This is a genomic window from Blastococcus sp. SYSU DS0552 (genome assembly GCF_054050815.1).
This window is the reverse complement of the sequence record NZ_JBJHAB010000002.1, coordinates 1-16,017: the sequence shown is the minus strand read 5'-3', so window position 1 is coordinate 16,017 and position 16,017 is coordinate 1. Positions and strand designations below refer to the sequence as shown.

The 16,017-nt window shown below is 74.8% G+C and carries 14 protein-coding genes; 3 read left to right on the top strand and 11 right to left on the bottom strand.

Going from position 1 to position 16,017, the window contains the following annotated elements:
• Positions 1-70 precede the first annotated feature (70 nt).
• From ACI8AG_RS02180 to ACI8AG_RS02170, 3 genes are all read left to right on the top strand, one after another.
• Positions 71-1,420, top strand: a complete 1,350-nt coding sequence (locus tag ACI8AG_RS02180; RefSeq protein WP_456595744.1) for an ABC transporter substrate-binding protein — start codon at positions 71-73, stop codon at positions 1,418-1,420.
• 210 nt (positions 1,421-1,630) lie between these two features.
• A complete protein-coding gene (locus tag ACI8AG_RS02175) occupies positions 1,631-2,620 on the top strand; it encodes a UDP-glucuronic acid decarboxylase family protein (RefSeq protein ID WP_456595743.1) in 990 nt (329 codons plus the stop codon).
• Between the two features lie 118 nt (positions 2,621-2,738).
• Positions 2,739-4,370 (top strand): substrate-binding domain-containing protein, encoded by a 1,632-nt coding sequence (locus ACI8AG_RS02170; RefSeq protein ID WP_456595742.1) that lies wholly within the window; start codon positions 2,739-2,741, stop codon positions 4,368-4,370.
• A gap of 63 nt (positions 4,371-4,433) precedes the next feature.
• Here ACI8AG_RS02170 and ACI8AG_RS02165 read toward each other — a convergent pair whose 3' ends face one another.
• From ACI8AG_RS02165 to ACI8AG_RS02115, 11 genes are all read right to left on the bottom strand, one after another.
• Complete coding sequence (locus tag ACI8AG_RS02165; protein ID WP_456595741.1) at positions 4,434-5,402, bottom strand: glycosyltransferase family 9 protein; 969 nt, start codon at positions 5,400-5,402, stop codon at positions 4,434-4,436.
• An 85-nt stretch (positions 5,403-5,487) separates the two neighbouring features.
• Positions 5,488-6,858, bottom strand: coding sequence for a D-glycero-beta-D-manno-heptose 1-phosphate adenylyltransferase (gene rfaE2, locus ACI8AG_RS02160; RefSeq protein WP_456595740.1), 1,371 nt, complete (start codon positions 6,856-6,858; stop codon positions 5,488-5,490).
• Positions 6,855-7,550 carry a D-sedoheptulose-7-phosphate isomerase gene (locus tag ACI8AG_RS02155; protein ID WP_456595739.1) on the bottom strand — a complete coding sequence of 232 codons (696 nt, stop codon included), beginning with the start codon at positions 7,548-7,550 and terminating at the stop codon, positions 6,855-6,857. The genes rfaE2 and ACI8AG_RS02155 overlap by 4 nt, the downstream gene beginning before the upstream one ends.
• Complete coding sequence (locus tag ACI8AG_RS02150) at positions 7,547-8,761, bottom strand: glycosyltransferase (protein ID WP_456591064.1); 1,215 nt, start codon at positions 8,759-8,761, stop codon at positions 7,547-7,549. The genes ACI8AG_RS02155 and ACI8AG_RS02150 overlap by 4 nt, the downstream gene beginning before the upstream one ends.
• Positions 8,758-9,738 carry a glycosyltransferase gene (locus ACI8AG_RS02145; protein ID WP_456595738.1) on the bottom strand — a complete coding sequence of 327 codons (981 nt, stop codon included), beginning with the start codon at positions 9,736-9,738 and terminating at the stop codon, positions 8,758-8,760. The genes ACI8AG_RS02150 and ACI8AG_RS02145 overlap by 4 nt, the downstream gene beginning before the upstream one ends.
• Positions 9,735-10,742, bottom strand: coding sequence for a glycosyltransferase family 9 protein (locus ACI8AG_RS02140; RefSeq protein WP_456595737.1), 1,008 nt, complete (start codon positions 10,740-10,742; stop codon positions 9,735-9,737). The genes ACI8AG_RS02145 and ACI8AG_RS02140 overlap by 4 nt, the downstream gene beginning before the upstream one ends.
• On the bottom strand, positions 10,739-12,265 hold the full coding sequence (locus ACI8AG_RS02135) for an HAD-IIIA family hydrolase (protein WP_456595736.1): 1,527 nt from the start codon (positions 12,263-12,265) through the stop codon (positions 10,739-10,741). Before ACI8AG_RS02135 ends, ACI8AG_RS02140 begins: the two co-directional genes overlap by 4 nt.
• A 51-nt stretch (positions 12,266-12,316) precedes the next feature.
• Positions 12,317-12,988 carry a 3-oxoacid CoA-transferase subunit B gene (locus ACI8AG_RS02130; RefSeq protein WP_456595735.1) on the bottom strand — a complete coding sequence of 224 codons (672 nt, stop codon included), beginning with the start codon at positions 12,986-12,988 and terminating at the stop codon, positions 12,317-12,319.
• Positions 12,985-13,650 (bottom strand): 3-oxoacid CoA-transferase subunit A, encoded by a 666-nt coding sequence (locus ACI8AG_RS02125; RefSeq protein WP_456595734.1) that lies wholly within the window; start codon positions 13,648-13,650, stop codon positions 12,985-12,987. The genes ACI8AG_RS02130 and ACI8AG_RS02125 overlap by 4 nt, the downstream gene beginning before the upstream one ends.
• A gap of 67 nt (positions 13,651-13,717) precedes the next feature.
• Positions 13,718-15,412 carry a tripartite tricarboxylate transporter permease gene (locus ACI8AG_RS02120; protein ID WP_456591058.1) on the bottom strand — a complete coding sequence of 565 codons (1,695 nt, stop codon included), beginning with the start codon at positions 15,410-15,412 and terminating at the stop codon, positions 13,718-13,720.
• A gap of 3 nt (positions 15,413-15,415) precedes the next feature.
• Positions 15,416-15,868, bottom strand: coding sequence for a tripartite tricarboxylate transporter TctB family protein (locus tag ACI8AG_RS02115; RefSeq protein WP_456591057.1), 453 nt, complete (start codon positions 15,866-15,868; stop codon positions 15,416-15,418).
• Positions 15,869-16,017 lie beyond the last annotated feature (149 nt).

Genomic DNA, 16,017 nt, shown 5'->3' with positions numbered 1-16,017 from the left:
TCGACCCCGACTGCTCCACCCCACCCAGACTCCCGGGCATCCACGCCCGGGCCGCACCAGAGGAGAACTGTTGTCCAGATCCTCCCGACGTCTCATGACGGCGATCGCCGCGGCGACCGTCGTCTCCACCCTCGCCGCCTGCGGCGGCAGCGATGACAGCGGTGGCGGCACCGGCGGCGGTGGCGGAGGCGAGAACGAGGCCTCCGACACCGGCGTCACCGAGACCTCGATCAAGATCGGCTCGCACTACCCGCTGACCGGCGTGGCCGCCCCCGGCTACAGCGAGATCCCGACCGGCGTCGACGCCTACTTCAACTGCCTCAACGAGGAGGGCGGCGTCTACGGCCGGGAGATCGACTGGATCTTCCGCGACGACGCCTACAACCCGACCCAGACCAGCCAGGTCGTGAACGAGCTCGTCCTGGAGGACGAGATCTTCGCGATGATGAGCGGTCTGGGCACGCCCACCCACAGCGCGGTCGTGGACTTCCTCAACGACGAGGGCGTCCCCGACCTGTTCGTCTCCTCGGGCTCGCTGATGTGGGGTGACGACCCGGAGACCTACCCGATGTCGTTCGGGTGGCAGACCGACTACATGAGCGAGGGCAAGATCATCGGCGAGTACATCGCCGAGAACTTCCCCGACGCGCAGGTCGGCCTGTTCCTCCAGGACGACGACTTCGGCGAGGACGGCGAGGCCGGCATCCGCCAGTACATCGACGACCAGATCGTCGCGGCCGAGCGGTACACGCCGGGCAACACCAACGTCGGCCCGCAGATCGCGGCGCTGCAGGCGGCCGGGGCCGACTTCGTCGTCGGCTTCAACGTGCCCAGCTACACCGCGCTCTCGCAGCTGACCGCGCTGCAGCTCGGCTACGACCCGCAGTGGTTCTACTCCAACGTGGGTTCGGACCCGACGCTGGTCGGCGGCCTGCTGAACCGCTTCAGCGAGGGCCAGGTGTCCGACGCCGCCCTGCTCGACGGCGCGCTCACCACCGGCTACCTGCCGACCGTGGACATGACCGACAACCCCTGGGTGCAGGAGTTCCAGCGGATCTGGGACGAGTGCGGTGGCGAGGGCGAGCTCACCAACTACCGCATCTACGGCATGGCGCAGGCCTACACGATGACGCAGGCGCTGCAGGCGGCCGGCCAGAACCCGACCCGCGAGGGCCTGGTCGAGGCGGTCGAGCAGGCCGGTGGCGAGTGGGAGGGCCCGGTCTTCGCGCCGTTCCGCTACTCCGAGGACAGCCACATGGGCACCGGCGGCATGACCATCGAGCGCATCGTCGGCAACGGCTCCGAGGAGGTGCAGCCGGTGCGGGTGACCGACATCGGTGACGCCCCGATCGAGGAGTACGACGGCGAGATGGCCACCCCGCCGACGAACGCCATCCCGGACGAAGAGGCAGTGAACTAAGACCTCCTCGCTCCACGGCGGGCCGCCGTCCTCCTCCGGGAGGGCGGCGGCCCGTCCGCGTTCCGGCCCGCGGCGGGGCGGGCGGCAGACGCCGCCACCGCCAGAGAGCACTTCGGACTCGAAGTGTGTGCGCAGTTGATCTCCGGGTACGTCCGCCGCCAGGTGCGTCCGCGGGCGGGCGCGCCCACGAGAACGCAGGAGGACAGCGGCATGGTGGACGGACGGCTACGCGAGGCTCGCACCATCCGGCGGGCGGTGGTCACCGGCGGTGCCGGGTTCCTCGGCTCACACCTGTGCGAGCACCTCCTGGAGCGCGGGGTGGAGGTCGTCTGCCTGGACAACTTCCTGACCGGCTCCCCGGCGAACGTCGCACACCTGATGGAGCACCCCGGGTTCCGGCTGGTCCGCTGCGACGTCACCGACTACGTGCACGTCCCCGGCCCGGTGGACCTGGTACTGCACTTCGCCTCGCCGGCCAGCCCGATCGACTACCTGAAGATGCCGATCGAGACCCTCAAGGTCGGCAGCCTGGGCACCCTGCACACCCTGGGCCTGGCCCACGACAAGGGCGCCCGCTACGTGCTGGCCTCCACCTCCGAGGTCTACGGCGACCCGCTGCAGCACCCGCAGACCGAGGAGTACTGGGGCAACGTCAACCCGGTCGGCCCGCGCGGGGTCTACGACGAGGCCAAGCGGTTCAGCGAAGCGCTGACCACTGCCTACCGGACGTCGAAGGGCACCGACACCGGCATCGTGCGGATCTTCAACACCTACGGGCCCCGGATGCGCGCCGACGACGGCCGGGCGATCCCCGCCTTCGTCAACCAGGCCCTGGACGGCCGCCCGCTCACCGTGGCCGGCGACGGCTCCCAGACCCGCTCCATCTGCTACGTCGACGACACCGTCGCCGGCATCCTCGCGCTGGCGTTCTCCGAGCACCCGGGCCCGGTGAACATCGGCAACCCCGACGAGCTGTCGATGCTGGCGCTGGCCCGCTGGATCGTGCAGCTCACCGGCTCGGACTCCCCGATCGACCACATCCCCCTGCCCGTCGACGACCCCAAGGTCCGCCGCCCCGACACCAGCCGCGCCGAGCAGCTGCTGGGCTGGCGGCCGCAGGTGACCTCCGAGCAGGGGCTGCGGCGCACCGTCGACTGGTTCGCCGCCCAGCGGAACGCCGTCGCCGCCGAGGCGGTCTGACACACCGTCATCGGACGTGCGACGAGAGTCACCCCAGAGCGACGTGGGACACATCTAATCTGGAGAGGCGAGCTCAGGTGGAGCCGCATCCACCTCGAGTCGACCTCAGAGAGCGAGCATGGGCCGCCACGCAGATCCCGCAGCCACGCGCCGTCCGTTACTTCCCGTCCTCGTCGCCGCAGGCGTCGCACTCGTGCTGGTCGCCGGTGGACTCGTGTGGTGGCTCGTGGGCCGCGGCTGCGACGAGCAGGTGACCGTGGGCGTGACCGTGGCCCCGGAGCTGTCCGAGGTGGCCGGGGACCTGCTCGGCGAGGTGGAGTCCCCCGACGACTCCCTCTGCATCACCGCCGAGGTGACGGCCCGGGAACCGCTGCAGACCGCCGGCGACCTGAGCGTCCTCGACGAGGAGGCGCTGCCGGAGGTGTGGGTGCCCGACTCGTCGCTGTGGGCGGCGCGGGTCTCCTCCCGCGACCTCGACCCGGCCGGCTCCATGGCGGTCTCCCCGGTCGTCCTGGCCACCAGCGAGGCGGTCGTCGACGAGCTCGGCTGGGCCGACTCGGGCCCGGGCTGGGCCGAGGCCCTGGGCACCGGCCGGCCGCTGGCCGTGCCCGACCTCGCCGCGAGCGCCGAGGGGCTGGCCGCGCTGGCCGCAGTGCGCACCGCCCTGGGCGCGGACGCGGACGCCGACAACGCCGTGGTGCAGGCGGTGCTCGCCTCCGCGCGCAGCACCGCCCTCTCCCCCGCCGAGGCGCTGACCGCCGGGAGCGAGGGCGGCGCCGACGCGCCGCTGGTCCCGGTGAGCGAGCAGGTCGTATACGCCGACCACCAGGACGCCGAGGACTCCGCCCTGGCCGCCGTCTACCCCGCCGAGGGCTCGCCGGTCCTCGACTACCCGGTGCTCCGGGTGGGCTCCCCGACGGGGCCCGAGCAGCAGGCCGTCGACGTCGTGGTCGACCGGCTGCTGTCCGAGGACGCGCAGGCCACCGTCCGGGACGCCGGCTTCCGCGGCCCCGAGGGCGCGGCGCCTCCCGGGGCCGGTTCCGACAGCGGCATCGCCGAGGCGAGCCCGCCGGTGCTGCCGCTGGACCCCCAGCAGGTGCAGGCGCTGCTCACCCGGCTGTCCAGCCTCGCGGCCCCGTCGCGGGTGCTGACGGTCTTCGACGTGTCGACGTCGATGCGGGCGCCGGTCGGCGACGGCACCCGCGCGACCCTCGCCCGCGACGCCGCGAAGAGCACGCTCTCCCTGGTGCCCGACGACTACGCCCTCGGGCTGTGGGCCTTCGCCTACGAGATGCAGGGCGACCAGGACTGGACGGAGCTCGTCCCCACCCGCGAGCTGGACGACGTCGTCGACGGCCGGACCCAGCGCGAGGTGCTCGACGAGCAGCTGGACACCATCCCCGAGCGGCTCACGCCGGGCGGGACGGGGCTGTACGACACCACCCTGGCGGCGGTGCGGTCGGCGCGGGAGAACTACGACCCCACCGCGGTGAACAGCGTGCTCATGGTCACCGACGGCACGAACGAGGACGACGCCGAGGGCATCAGCCTGGAGGACCTGCTCAGCACGCTCGAAGCCGAGGCGGATCCGCAGCGGCCGATCAAGGTCATCGGTGTGGCCCTGGGGCCGGACGCCGACCTGAGCTCCCTCGAGCGGATCGCCGAGGCCACGGGGGGCGCGGCGTACTCCGCGGTCGATGAGAACGACCTGCAGACCGTGCTCTTCGACGCCCTCCGCCAGCGCTCGTGACATCGTCGTCCTCCGGACGACACCGCCAACCACGTCCCGTCCCCGGCACGCTGAGCCGCTGCGTCAGGCCTGCGCGGACCCCTCCGGGGCCCACTCGGCCTGACCGGGCATCAACCGGTCCAGCGCATCGACCACTTCCTCCACGGTGATCGTCGCCAGCGCGGGGTCGAGGTCGGTGCCCCAGGGGTCGCCGGTGCCGTCGCCGTGCCAGAGCACGACGTGCTGCGGCCGCGGCGGCGGACCCCACAGCGCCGGGGAGACGGGGCCGAAGAGCACCACCGACGGCCGCCGGTAGGCGGTGGCCAGGTGGGCGACGCCGGTGTCCCCGCACACGACCAGGTCGGCCGCCGCCACCACGGCGGCCAGCTCCAGCGACGTGGTCCGGCCGGCCAGCACCGCGGCGTCCGGCAGCCCCGCCGCCGCGGCCACCGAGCGGGCGAGCTCGGTCTCCGCCGGGCCGCCGGTGATCCGCACGTCGTGGCCGGCGTCGGCGAGGTGGCGGGCGACGGCGGCGAAGCGCTCGGGCGGCCAGCGCCGGCCCGGGAACGCCGCCCCCGGGTGCACGACCGCGGCGCCGCGGACCGGCGGGGGGACGGCGGGCACCGCGATGTCCAGCGCGTCCAGGTCGGCGTCGACACCCAGCCCCTCGGCGACCAGCCGGCACCAGCGCCGGACCTCGTGCTCGTCGGGGTACCAGGTGGGCCCGGGGTAACCGGGGCTGTCGAAGGTGAGCAGTCGCCGGGGCTGCAGGTCGGCGACGACCACGTGCGACGCCGGGCCCTTGCCGTGCAGGTCGACGGCGAGCTCCGGCGGCGGCCCGCTCCAGTCCAGCGGTTCGAGCTCGCGCGCCGGCAGCACCTCGTCGACGGCGTCGATCAGCTCGGCCAGCGGTCGCAGCGCCGACGTCGTCGCGAGCACCAGCCGGTGCCCGGGTACGGCCGCCCGCACCGCCCGGATCGCCGGCACCCCGGTCAGCAGGTCACCGAGCCCCAGCGGCCGCAGGACGACCGCGACCGGCGGCGCGGCGCTCACCGGACCCGGGCATAGGAAGCCATGCCTGCGGAATCGGGGGCGGATCCACAGGTAAAGCTTCCTATGCCTGGCAGCACGGCGGGCCTCACACGCGGGAGCGCTCGACCAGGGCCGTGGTCGAGTGGCCGTCGAGGTAGGGCAGGACGACGGCCTGGCCGCCCCAGGTGCGCAGCACCTCGGCCTCGGGCAGGTCCGCACCGGCGTAGTCGCCGCCCTTGGCCCACACGTCGGGGCGCAACCGGTCGAGCACCTGGGTGGGGGTGTCCTCGTCGAAGACGACCACCGCGTCGACGAACTCGAGCGCCTCGAGCACGCGGGCGCGGTCGGCGGCGGTGACCAGGGGCCGCGTGGGCCCCTTGAGCCGGCGGACAGAGTCGTCGGAGTTGATGCACACCACCAGGCAGTCGCCCAGCCCGCGGGCGGCGCGCAGCGTGGCGACGTGCCCGGGGTGCAGCAGGTCGAAGCAGCCGCCGGTCGCGACGACGGTGCCGCCGGCCGCCCGCACCCGGGCGATGACGGCCTCGGCGCCGGGCTCGGCGGCCACCTCGGCCTCGACCCGCTCGTCGGCGTCCCAGGCGGTCGCCCCGCCGCGGGCGACGAACGCCGAGGCGAAGGCGACCGCGGCGGCCACGGCCTCGCCGGTGACGGCGCCGTCGGCGAGGGCCAGCGCCGCCGCTGCGGCGAAGGAGTCGCCGGCGCCGCACGGGTCCCCGCCGGTGACCGCGACCGCGGGCACCACCATGGGGGCGCCGGAGCCGTAGGAGAGCAGCGCGCCGCGGGCGCCCAGGGTGACGGCGACCGCGCCGACCCCCCACTGCCGGATGAGCGCCTCGGCCCGGGCCCCCACGGCGGCCAGCCCGGTCCCGGTGGCGGCGTCGGCGGCGACGCGGGCCGCCTCCGCGCCGTTCGGCGTGACCAGCCGGGCGTTGGGCACCGGGTCCGCGCCGCGGGGATGCGGGTCCCAGACCACCGGGCCGCGGGCCTCGGCGAGCGCGGCGCGCACGGCGGGGTCGGCCGTCGTCCCCCGGCCGTAGTCGGCGACGAGGACGGCGGCGGCGTCGCGGATCGCCGCGGCGGCCGCGGCCGGCAGCTCGCCGAGCACCGCGACCGGCGCGCCGCTGTCCAGCCGGGCGACGGAGTGGTCACCGACCCGCACCCGCTGCTTGACGGCGGTGCCGCCGGTGGCCGGGATCTCGATCAGGCGCACCCGGCCGGCGAGCAGGGCGCGCAGCCGGTCGGCGTCCTCGTCGGCGTCCATCGGGGCCACGAGCACCACCTCGCGCCCACCCGACGCCGCGGCGATGACCGCCGCCAGCGCGGCGCCACCGGGGCGCTCGTGCCGCTCGATCTCCTCCACCACCGGCACGGGGGCATCGGGGGTCAGCCGCGACGCGGTGCCGACGAGGTCGACGTCGAGCAGCGCGTCCCCGACGACGACCAGCGGCCGGGCGCTCACTTCGCCGCCTCGAACGAGGGCCCCTCGGGAACCCGCGGCGCCTCGGCGAGCACGGCGGCGTCGAAGGCCGCGCAGACCAGGTGCAGGGCGACCAGGTGGCACTCCTGCACGGTGGCGGTCCACGGGGAGTCGATGCAGACCGCCTCGTCGGCGGCCGCGGCCAGCGGGTTGGGCGCCGGGCCGGTGATCGCCAGCGTGGTGATGCCGCACGCGCGGGCCCGGCGTGCGGCGGCCACCGCGTTGGGCGAGCGGCCCGACGTCGACAGCAGGACCAGCACGTCGCCCGCGCGGCCGTGGGCCTCCACCTGGCGGGCGAACAGCTCGTCGGCCGGGTAGTCGTTGGCGATGGCGGTCAGCGACGACGTCTCCGCGGTGAGGCAGATCGCCGAGAACGGCGGGCGGTCGGCGCGATAGCGGCCCACCAGCTCCGCGGTGAGGTGCTGGGCCTGCGCGGCGCTCCCGCCGTTGCCCGCGGCGAGCAGCCGGCCGCGGGACTCCCCGCACAGCACGTCGGCGAGCAGCCGGCCCCAGCGGTCGAGGACCGGCAGCTGCGCGTCCAGCGAGCGGAGCGCCTCCCGCAGCGAGGCGACGTGGTCGGCGCCGGTGAGGTGGGTGCAGGAGTCCGGCGCCGGGACTTGCGCCGAGTCCTGCGCCAGGACGTTCTCGAGGAACGAGTGCGGGCTGGCGCTCATCGGGCGACCTCCACGGGACGGCGCCGGGCGAGGACCTGGCGGTAGACGGTTTCGGTGTCGGCGACGACGCGGGCCCAGCGGTAGCGGGCGCGGGCCCGCTTCACCCCGGCGGCCCCGTAGGCGGCGCGGCGGTCGTCGTCGGCGAGCAGCGCGGCGAGCACCTCGCCGAGCCGCTCGGGGTCGCGCGGGGGCACGAGGTCGCCGGTGACGCCGTCGGCGACGGTGTCCTGCAGCCCGCCGACGGCGGTGGCGACGACGGGCCGCCCGCAGGCCATGGCCTCCAGCGGGGTGATGCCGAAGGGTTCGTACCAGGGGACGGCGAGCACGACGTCGGCCGAGCGCACCCAGGCGGGGACGTCGGCGCGGGCCACGGATCCGGCGAAGACCAGCCGGTCGGCCACCCCCACCTCGGCGGCGATGCCGCGCAGCCGGCGCACCTCCGGATCGGCGTCGACGGCGTCGGGCGCGGGGCCCCCGACCACGACCAGCTCCGCGTCGGGCACCGCGCGCAGCGCCCGGACGGCGTCGTCCTGGCCCTTGCGCTCGACGAGCCGGCCGAGGACCAGCAGCCGCTTCCGCTCGCCCTTCGGGGCCACCGGGCCGCGGGGGGTGAACACCGAGGTGTCCACCCCGCACGGCACGATCGAGACCCGGTCGCTGGGCAGCCCGAGCCGCCGCAGCTCGAACACCTCGTCGGAGCAGGTGGCCACCACGTGGGCGACGTCGCGACACAGCCCGCGCTCGAGATCGATCCGCTCGGCCGGGGAGGTGTCGGCGTCGCCCTGGTGACGGCGCTTGACCGAGCCGAGCGCGTGGAAGGTCTGCAGCACCGGGACCGGGGCGAGCAGGCTGGCCGACGCCTCGACCGACGCCAGGCCGCTCATCCAGAAGTGCGCGTGCACGACGTCGGGGGCCTGCGCCGCCCAGCCGTGCCGCAGCACCCGGGCGAAGGCCGGCATGTGCGGGAGCAGCTCGTCCTTGGGCAGCGCCTCGGCCGGGCCGGCGGTGACGTGGACGACGTCGTACCCGTCCGCCGTCGTCACCCGCTCGGGCAGCGCCGGGTCGTCGCGGCGGGTGTGCACCGTGACCTCGTGCCCGCGCTGCGCGAGCCCGGCGGCGAGCGCCGCGACGTGCACGTTCTGCCCGCCGGCGTCGACACCGCCGATCGCGGCGAGCGGGCTGGCGTGCTCGCTGACCAGGTCGATCCTCATCGGGTCACCTCCTCCAGGAGCGCGTCCCAGTCACGCAGGAAGCGGTCCAGTCCGTAGCGCTCGAGCGCCGCCGCGCGAGCGGCCTTGCCGGCCAGCCGGGCGGCGTCCTCGTCGTGCAGGAACTCCCGGACGGCGGCCCACAGCCGCTCGGGGCGGGTGGAGATGACCCCGGCCGCGGCGGGCACGGCCTCGACCACCTCGGTGGTGGCCAGCGCGACCACCGGCATGCCCAGGTGCATCGCCTCCAGCAGGGAGAGCCCGAGGGAGGTCCAGCGCACCGGGTGCACGTACACCCGGCGGCGGGCCAGCTCCGCGTGCATCGCCGCCTGCGGCGGGTCGTCGAACAGCTCCACCCGCTCGGGGTCCAGGCCGTACGTCTCGTGCAGGCCGGCCAGGCCCATGCCGAAGACGTCGACCGGCGCCACCGCGGCGAGGCCGGGGAGCAGGTCGGCGCCGACGGTGCGGCCGCGGCGCACCGGCTCGTTGGTGACGACGGCGGCGCGGGCCAGCTCGCCGGTCCAGCGCTCCCCCGGGTCGACGATGCCGTGCTCGATCACCGTCGTCGGCGCCCGGCCGTTGTCGTAGAAGAGCTCGTTGAAGGAGGTGACGTGGGCGATCGGGATGTCGCCGCGGTCGGCCATCGGGTGCCGGGTGTGCGGAACCGGTCCGTCACCGGGCTCCAGCCCGGGCGCGTTGTGCTCGAGGAACACCGCGGGCAGGTCGCGGCCGGGCTCGCGCCCCAGCCACTCGCGCACCAGCTCGAGGTCCCGCCTGCGCTGCAGCACGACGACGTCGGGCTGCTCCTCCCGCAGCTGCGCCGGGGTGACCTCCCGCGCCGCCGCCGGCCAGTCCCACGTGCGGGCGCGGCCCAGGCCGTCGCCGTCGCGGCCCGGGGTCACCGGGATCAGGTACTCGTGCCGGCCCTGGACGAACGCGGTCGTCCACGAGCCGTGCACGTGCCAGACCAGGACCTTCATGCACTCACCAGCTTCTCCACGGCAGCGACCACGTCGGACGCGGTCACGGAGGTCAGACAGGGGTGGCCGGGCACCGGGCACTCCCGGGCCCGGGTGTCGCGGCAGGGCGCCGCCTGGTCGCCCAGCAGCACGCTGGGCACGCCGTAGGGCGCCCAGCGGACGGCGGGCACGACCGGGGCGAACAGCGAGACCACCGGGGTGCCGACGGCGGCAGCGAGGTGCGCCGGCCCGGTGTTGCCGACGACGACCGCCGCGGCGCCGTCGAGCAGCGCCGCCATCTCGGCCAGGGAGGTCTCCCCGCCCAGGTCGACCCCGCGGGTGCCGGCGACGGATGCGGTGAGCCCCCGCTCCCCCGGCCCGCCGGTGACCAGCACCCGGTGGCCGGCGTCGGCGAGCGCCTCGACCGCCTCGGCGCAGCGCGGCGCGGGCCAGGCGCGGGCCGGCACCGAGGCCCCGGGGTGGAGCACGACATAGCCGGGGGCGTGCGCGACCGGGGGCAGGGGCCGGCGCACGGAGAGCCGGCCGTCGTCGCCGGCCGGCAGCTCGAAGCCCGCGGCCCGGGCGAGGGACAGCGCCCGCTCGGGCTCGGGGAGGTCGTCGTCGACCCGGTGGCGGACGTCGAGCAGCGTGCCGGGGTAGTCCACGCTGATCGCCGAGATGCGGGGGACGCCGGCCGCGCGGAGCACCAGCGCCAGCGGCAGCGGCGACTGGTGGAACGACGTGGAGATCACCGCCTCGTCCGGGGCGAGCGCCCGGACGCGGTCGGTGAGCCGGGCGAGGTCGTCGGCGTCGACCGGTGGGGGATCACCGAGGATCCACGGGCAGGCCCAGGTCCACACCTCGTCGACGCCCGGGAGCAGCTCCGCCGCTGCCGCACCGGCCGGGCCGGCGAGGAAGACGACGCGGTCGGCGCCGTGCGCGACGGCGCGGACGAGCGGACCCTGCAGGAGCACGTCACCGGCGTTGTCGAGCCGGGCGACCAGGACGGTGCGGGGGGGGCTCACCAGCGCCCGGCCAGGACGTCGTCGACCGCCTCGGGCAGGGTCGCCGCCCGCTGCCGCGCCGCCGCCACCTCCTCGGCGCGGGTGACCGGGGTCGGCACCAGGATGCCGCGGGCGCCCGCCGCGGCCGCCGCCTCGACGTCGGCGCCGATGTCGCCGATGACCACGCACCGGGCCGGCTCCACACCCAGCTCGGCGCAGGCGGCCTGCACCATGCCGGGTGCCGGCTTCCGGCAGCCGCAGCCGTCGTCCGGCCCGTGCGGGCAGACCTGCACCGTCTCGAAGGGGCCGAGCAGCTCGTCGAGCCGCTTCATGCAGGCGTCCACCTGGTCGGGCGTGATCAGCCCGCGGGCCACGCCGGACTGGTTGCTCACGACGCCGACCCGCACGCCGCGGGCGCGCAACCGATCGAGGGCCTCCGCCGCGCCGTCCACCGGCCGCACCCACTCCGGGTCGCCGTTGTAGGGGAAGTCGTGCACCAGGGTGCCGTCGCGGTCGAAGAGCACCAGGTCGGGCAGCCCGCGCCACGCCGGCACACCCACGTGCTGCACGACGCCGCGCATCCAGTGCCAGGTGGCCAGCGGCGGGATGAGCGCGCTGGTGGCGAGCATGGTGGTGACCTCGGCGCGGTCCCGCGGGCCGGGGGCGATGCGCCGCCAGGCGAACTCGGCGGTGCCCGCCGCCCAGGCGGCGGCCGCGGCGAGGGCGGCCCGGGGCCGGCGGGCGGCGACCAGGCCGAGCGCGGCCAGCGCCGCCGCGGTGACGGCCGTGTGCTGCGGCCGGCGACCGAGCGCGGCGTCGGCCCGCTCCCGCCAGCCGGGCCCGTGCAGGCGCCGCATGAGGACGTCGTCGGCGTTCCCGGCCTGCACGCGCACGCTGACCCAGCGGTCGGTGGGCCGGACCGGGTGGGTGATCCAGCGCTGCCCGCGGACGAGCCGGGCACCGGTGTCCATGACCCGCAGCGCGAGGTCGGAGTCCTCGCGGAAGGCACGGGGGAAGCGCTCGTCGAAGCCCCCCACCGCGGCCAGGGCGCTGCGGCGGTAGGCGAGGTCGGCGGTGATCCAGCTGGCGGTGGCGAGCCCCGCGGTGCCGCGCTCCCAGTCGGTGGGCCGCCGGTGCTCCGGCAGGGGCACCCGCACCCGGCCCTGGCTGCCCGCGACGTCGGCCGGCAGGTCGGCGAGATCGGCCTCGAGCCGCTGGTACCAGTCGGGGTCGGGCACGACGTCGTCGTCGAGGAAGGCGATCCACTCGGTGCGGGCGGTGCGCCAGCCGAGGTTGCGGGCCCGGGCCGGGCCTCCGCCGCCGGTGCGGACGACCCGGACCGGCGGCAGGCCGGGGCGGTCGGGGTGCAGCGGCTCCCCGGTGGGGCGGTCGTCGACGACGACCAGCTCGGCCGGGCGCGGGCCGGGGGCGGCGGCCAGCGCGTCGAGCAGGACGTCGAGCGAGGGTCGCCCGATCGTCGGCACGACGACGGTGCACTGCGCGAGCATGATCGCGTCCTGCCCGTTCTCGTACGGGCGAAACACTACGGGCTTGAAGTGTTCTCCCCGCGTCAGCCGATCGGGGGGCGCCCGGGGTCAGGAAACCCGCAGCTCCCCGACCTCCTCGGCGAAGTGCAGGGTGGCGGCGGTGCGCCGCTGCAGCTCCTCGCGGGGGAGCCCGGCGACCATCTCGCGCACCACGAGGCCGGCCGGCCCCACGTCGATGACCGCGAGCTCGGTGTAGACGCGGTGCACGACGCGCGCGGCGGTCAGCGGGTAGGTGCACTCCGGCAGGAGCTTGGGTCGGCCGTCGGGCGTGGTGTGCATCATCAGCACCAGCACCCGCTTGGCGCCGACGGCGAGGTCCATGGCCCCGCCGACCGCGGGCGGGAGGTGCGCGTCGTCGGTGGCCCAGTTGGCGAGGTCGCCCTGCGCGGAGACCTGGAAGGCGCCCAGCACGGTGACGTCGATGTGGCCGCCGCGCATCATCATGAACGAGTCGGTGTGGTGGAAGTAGGAGCCGCCGGGGACGAGCGTGACCGGCGCCTTGCCGGCGTTGATCAGCTCCCAGTCCTCCTCGCCGGGCGCCGGCGCCGGCCCCATGCCGAGGATGCCGTTCTCGCTGTGGAAGACGATCTCCTTGCCGGCGGAGACGACGTCGCCGACGAGCGTGGGCATGCCGATCCCCAGGTTCACGTAGGAGCCGTCGGGGATGTCGCGGGCCACCCGGGCGGCCATCTCGGTCTGCGACAGCGGGGAGATGCTCACACCCCCACCTCCACGACCCGGTCGACGAAGATGCCCGGGGTCACGACGGCCTCGGGGTCCAGCTGCCCCAGCTCGACGAACTCCCGCACCTGCACGACGGTGAGCTCGGCCGCGGTGGCCATGGTCGGACCGAAGTTCCGGGCCGCCTTGTTGTAGACGAGGTTGCCCCAGCGGTCGGCGCGCAGCGCCTTGACCAGCGCGACGTCGCCCCGCAACGGCTCCTCGAAGACCTGCCGCCGTCCGGCGATCATCCGGACCTCCTTGCCGCGGGCCAGCAGCGAATCCGCGCCGGCGGGGGTGAAGAAGCCGCCCAGCCCCGCGCCCGCCGCGCGCATCCGCTCGCTGAGCGTGCCCTGTGGGACGAGTTCCAGCTCGATGTCGCCGGCCCGGTAGAACTCCTCGAACCAGATCGAGCCGGCCGACCGCGGGTACGAGCAGATGATCTTGCGCACCCGGCGTTCCCGGATGAGCGCGGCGACGTCGGTCTCCCCGCTGCCTGCGTTGTTGGTGACGATGGTCAGGTCACGCGCGCCCTGTTCGAGGAGCGCGTGCACCAGCTCCACCGGCACACCGGCGGCACCGAAGCCGCCGACGAGGACGGTCGCGCCGTCGGCGATGCCCTCGACGGCGGCCGCGAGCGAGCCGACCCTCTTGTCGATCACTGTCCCCCCCGGGGGTGGTGCCGGCGCTGGGCGACCGGGTGCTGACGGCGGTACCCGCCGCGATCGGTCAGGAACGATCGGGCCCCGGCCCTCTGCCCTGCGCCGTCGACCCGGTCGAGCCGGTCGCCCCGGTGGAGCCCGCGCCCCCGGCACCGTCCCGCGGCGCCCCCGTCGTGGCGCCCTCGGCGTCGTCGGTGGTCTCCGCGCCCGGGCTGCCCTCGGTCTCGGCGGTGGTCCCGGTCGCCGCGAGGTCCTCCTCCCCCGGCGTGGCCGGGCGGCTGCGCCGACGGCGCCGGATGCCGGCGACGGTGCTGAAGATGATCAGCAGGGCCATCAGGGCGAAGAGGGTGCCCGACATCGGCCGGGTGAAGAAGGTCGACCACTCGCCGCCGGAGAGCAGCATGGACCGGCGGAAGTTCGTCTCGAGGATCGACCCGAGGACGAACGCCAGCACCAGCGGGCCCGGCTCGAACCCGGTCTTCTTCATCAGCCAGCCGATGACGCCGAAGACCAGCACGACCCACATGTCGAAGGGGTCGTTGTTGACCGAGAAGACGCCGGCCATCGTGACCATGAGAGCGAATGCGGCGAGGATGCCGGCGCGCACCCGCAGCAGCTGCACGAAGAAGCCGACGAGCGGCAGGTTGAGGATCAGCAGCATCAGGTTGCCGATCGCCATCGAGGCGATGACGCCCCAGAAGATGTCGGGGTTGTTCGTGATGAGCTGCGATCCCGGCGTGATGCCCTGGACGAGCAGCGCGCCGAAGATCAGCGCAAGCACCACGTTGGGCGGGATGCCGAGGGTGAGCAGCGGGATGAACGCCGAGGTGGAGGAGGCGTTGTTCGCCGTCTCCGGGCCGGCGACACCCTCGATGGCGCCCTTGCCGAACCGGGTCGGGTCCTTGGCCCGCCGCTTCTCCATCGCGTAGGAGGCCAGCGAGGAGATGACGCCGCCACCGCCGGGCAGCACCCCGATGAAGAAGCCCAGCACCGAGCCGCGGGCGATCGCGCCGGAGGAGTCGCGGAAGTCCTTGCGGCTGGGCCAGATGTTCTTGACCTTGCCGATGACGGACTGGGCCTTCTCCGTCTTCTCGACGTTGTAGAGGATCTCGCCGACGCCGAAGAGCCCCATCGCGACCGCGACGAAGTCCAGCCCGTCGAAGAGCGAGATCTCGCCGAAGGTGAAGCGGGTGGTCCCGGTGACGAGGTCCTGGCCGATCGTGGCCAGCAGCAGGCCGAGCGCGGCCATGGACAGGCTCTTCACCGGGTGCCGCGTGCCCAGGTAGGTGACCAGCAGGATGCCGAGCGCGGTCAGGGCCACGTACTCCTGGGAGCCGAAGGAGACGGCGAGCTGGGCCAGCGGCGGCGCGAGCAGGACCAGCCCGATGACGGAGACGGTGCCACCGATCCACGAGCCGATCGCGGCGATGCCCAGGGCCGGCCCGGCCCGGCCCTGCTTGGCCATCTGGTAGCCGTCGAAGGTGGTGACGACCGAGGCGGCCTCACCGGGCAGCTGCAGGAGAACCGAGGTGATCGTGCCGCCGTACATCGACCCGTAGTAGATGCCCGCCAGCAGGATGACCGCGGTGACCGGCTCGATCTCGTAGGTGATGGGCAGCAGCAGCGCGATCGTCGCCGTCGGGCCGAGGCCCGGCAGCACGCCGATGACCGTGCCGATCAGCACGCCGAGAAAGACGTAGAGCAGGTTCACCGGGTCCAGGGCGACGGAGAAGCCCTGGCCGATGCCGTCGAGGACGTCCATCGCTCAGCTCCCGACCGGTGCGAAGACGATGCCGTCGGGGAACGGCACGGCGAGCGCCTCGACGAACAGCAGGTGGAACACCAGCGCTCCGATCACCGCGAGGGGGACGGCCCAGCGCCACGGCTCCCGGGCGAACACCCGCAGCCAGAAGAGCAGCATGAGCACGGCCGAGACGAAGAACCCGATGGTCTGGAACAGCACGACGAACACAGCGAGGCCGGCCAGCCCGAGGACGATCTTGAGCGTGCCCCCGGTCCACGGCTCGTAGTCCTCGGGGTCGTCGATGAAGAGCAGCACCACGCCGGTGAGGGTGAGCAGGAGCGCGACGATGAACGGCCAGAGGCCGGGGCCGGGCGCACTCATCTCGCCGAGCCCCAGGTTGCGGGCGCCCAGCATCGCGGCCACACCGAGGAGCACCAGGATCAAGGGGGCGATCCGGTGCAACTGCTTGGACATCCAGGTCTCCGGGGAAGGCACGGGCGGGGCCGGGGCGTGCGGGGGGGGGGGGGGGGGGGGGGGGGGGGGGGGGCGGCGCCGGGCCGCGCCCGCCCCCCCATGCCCACCACACCCAAGACCGACAACAAAACAAAATCCAATAATAATAT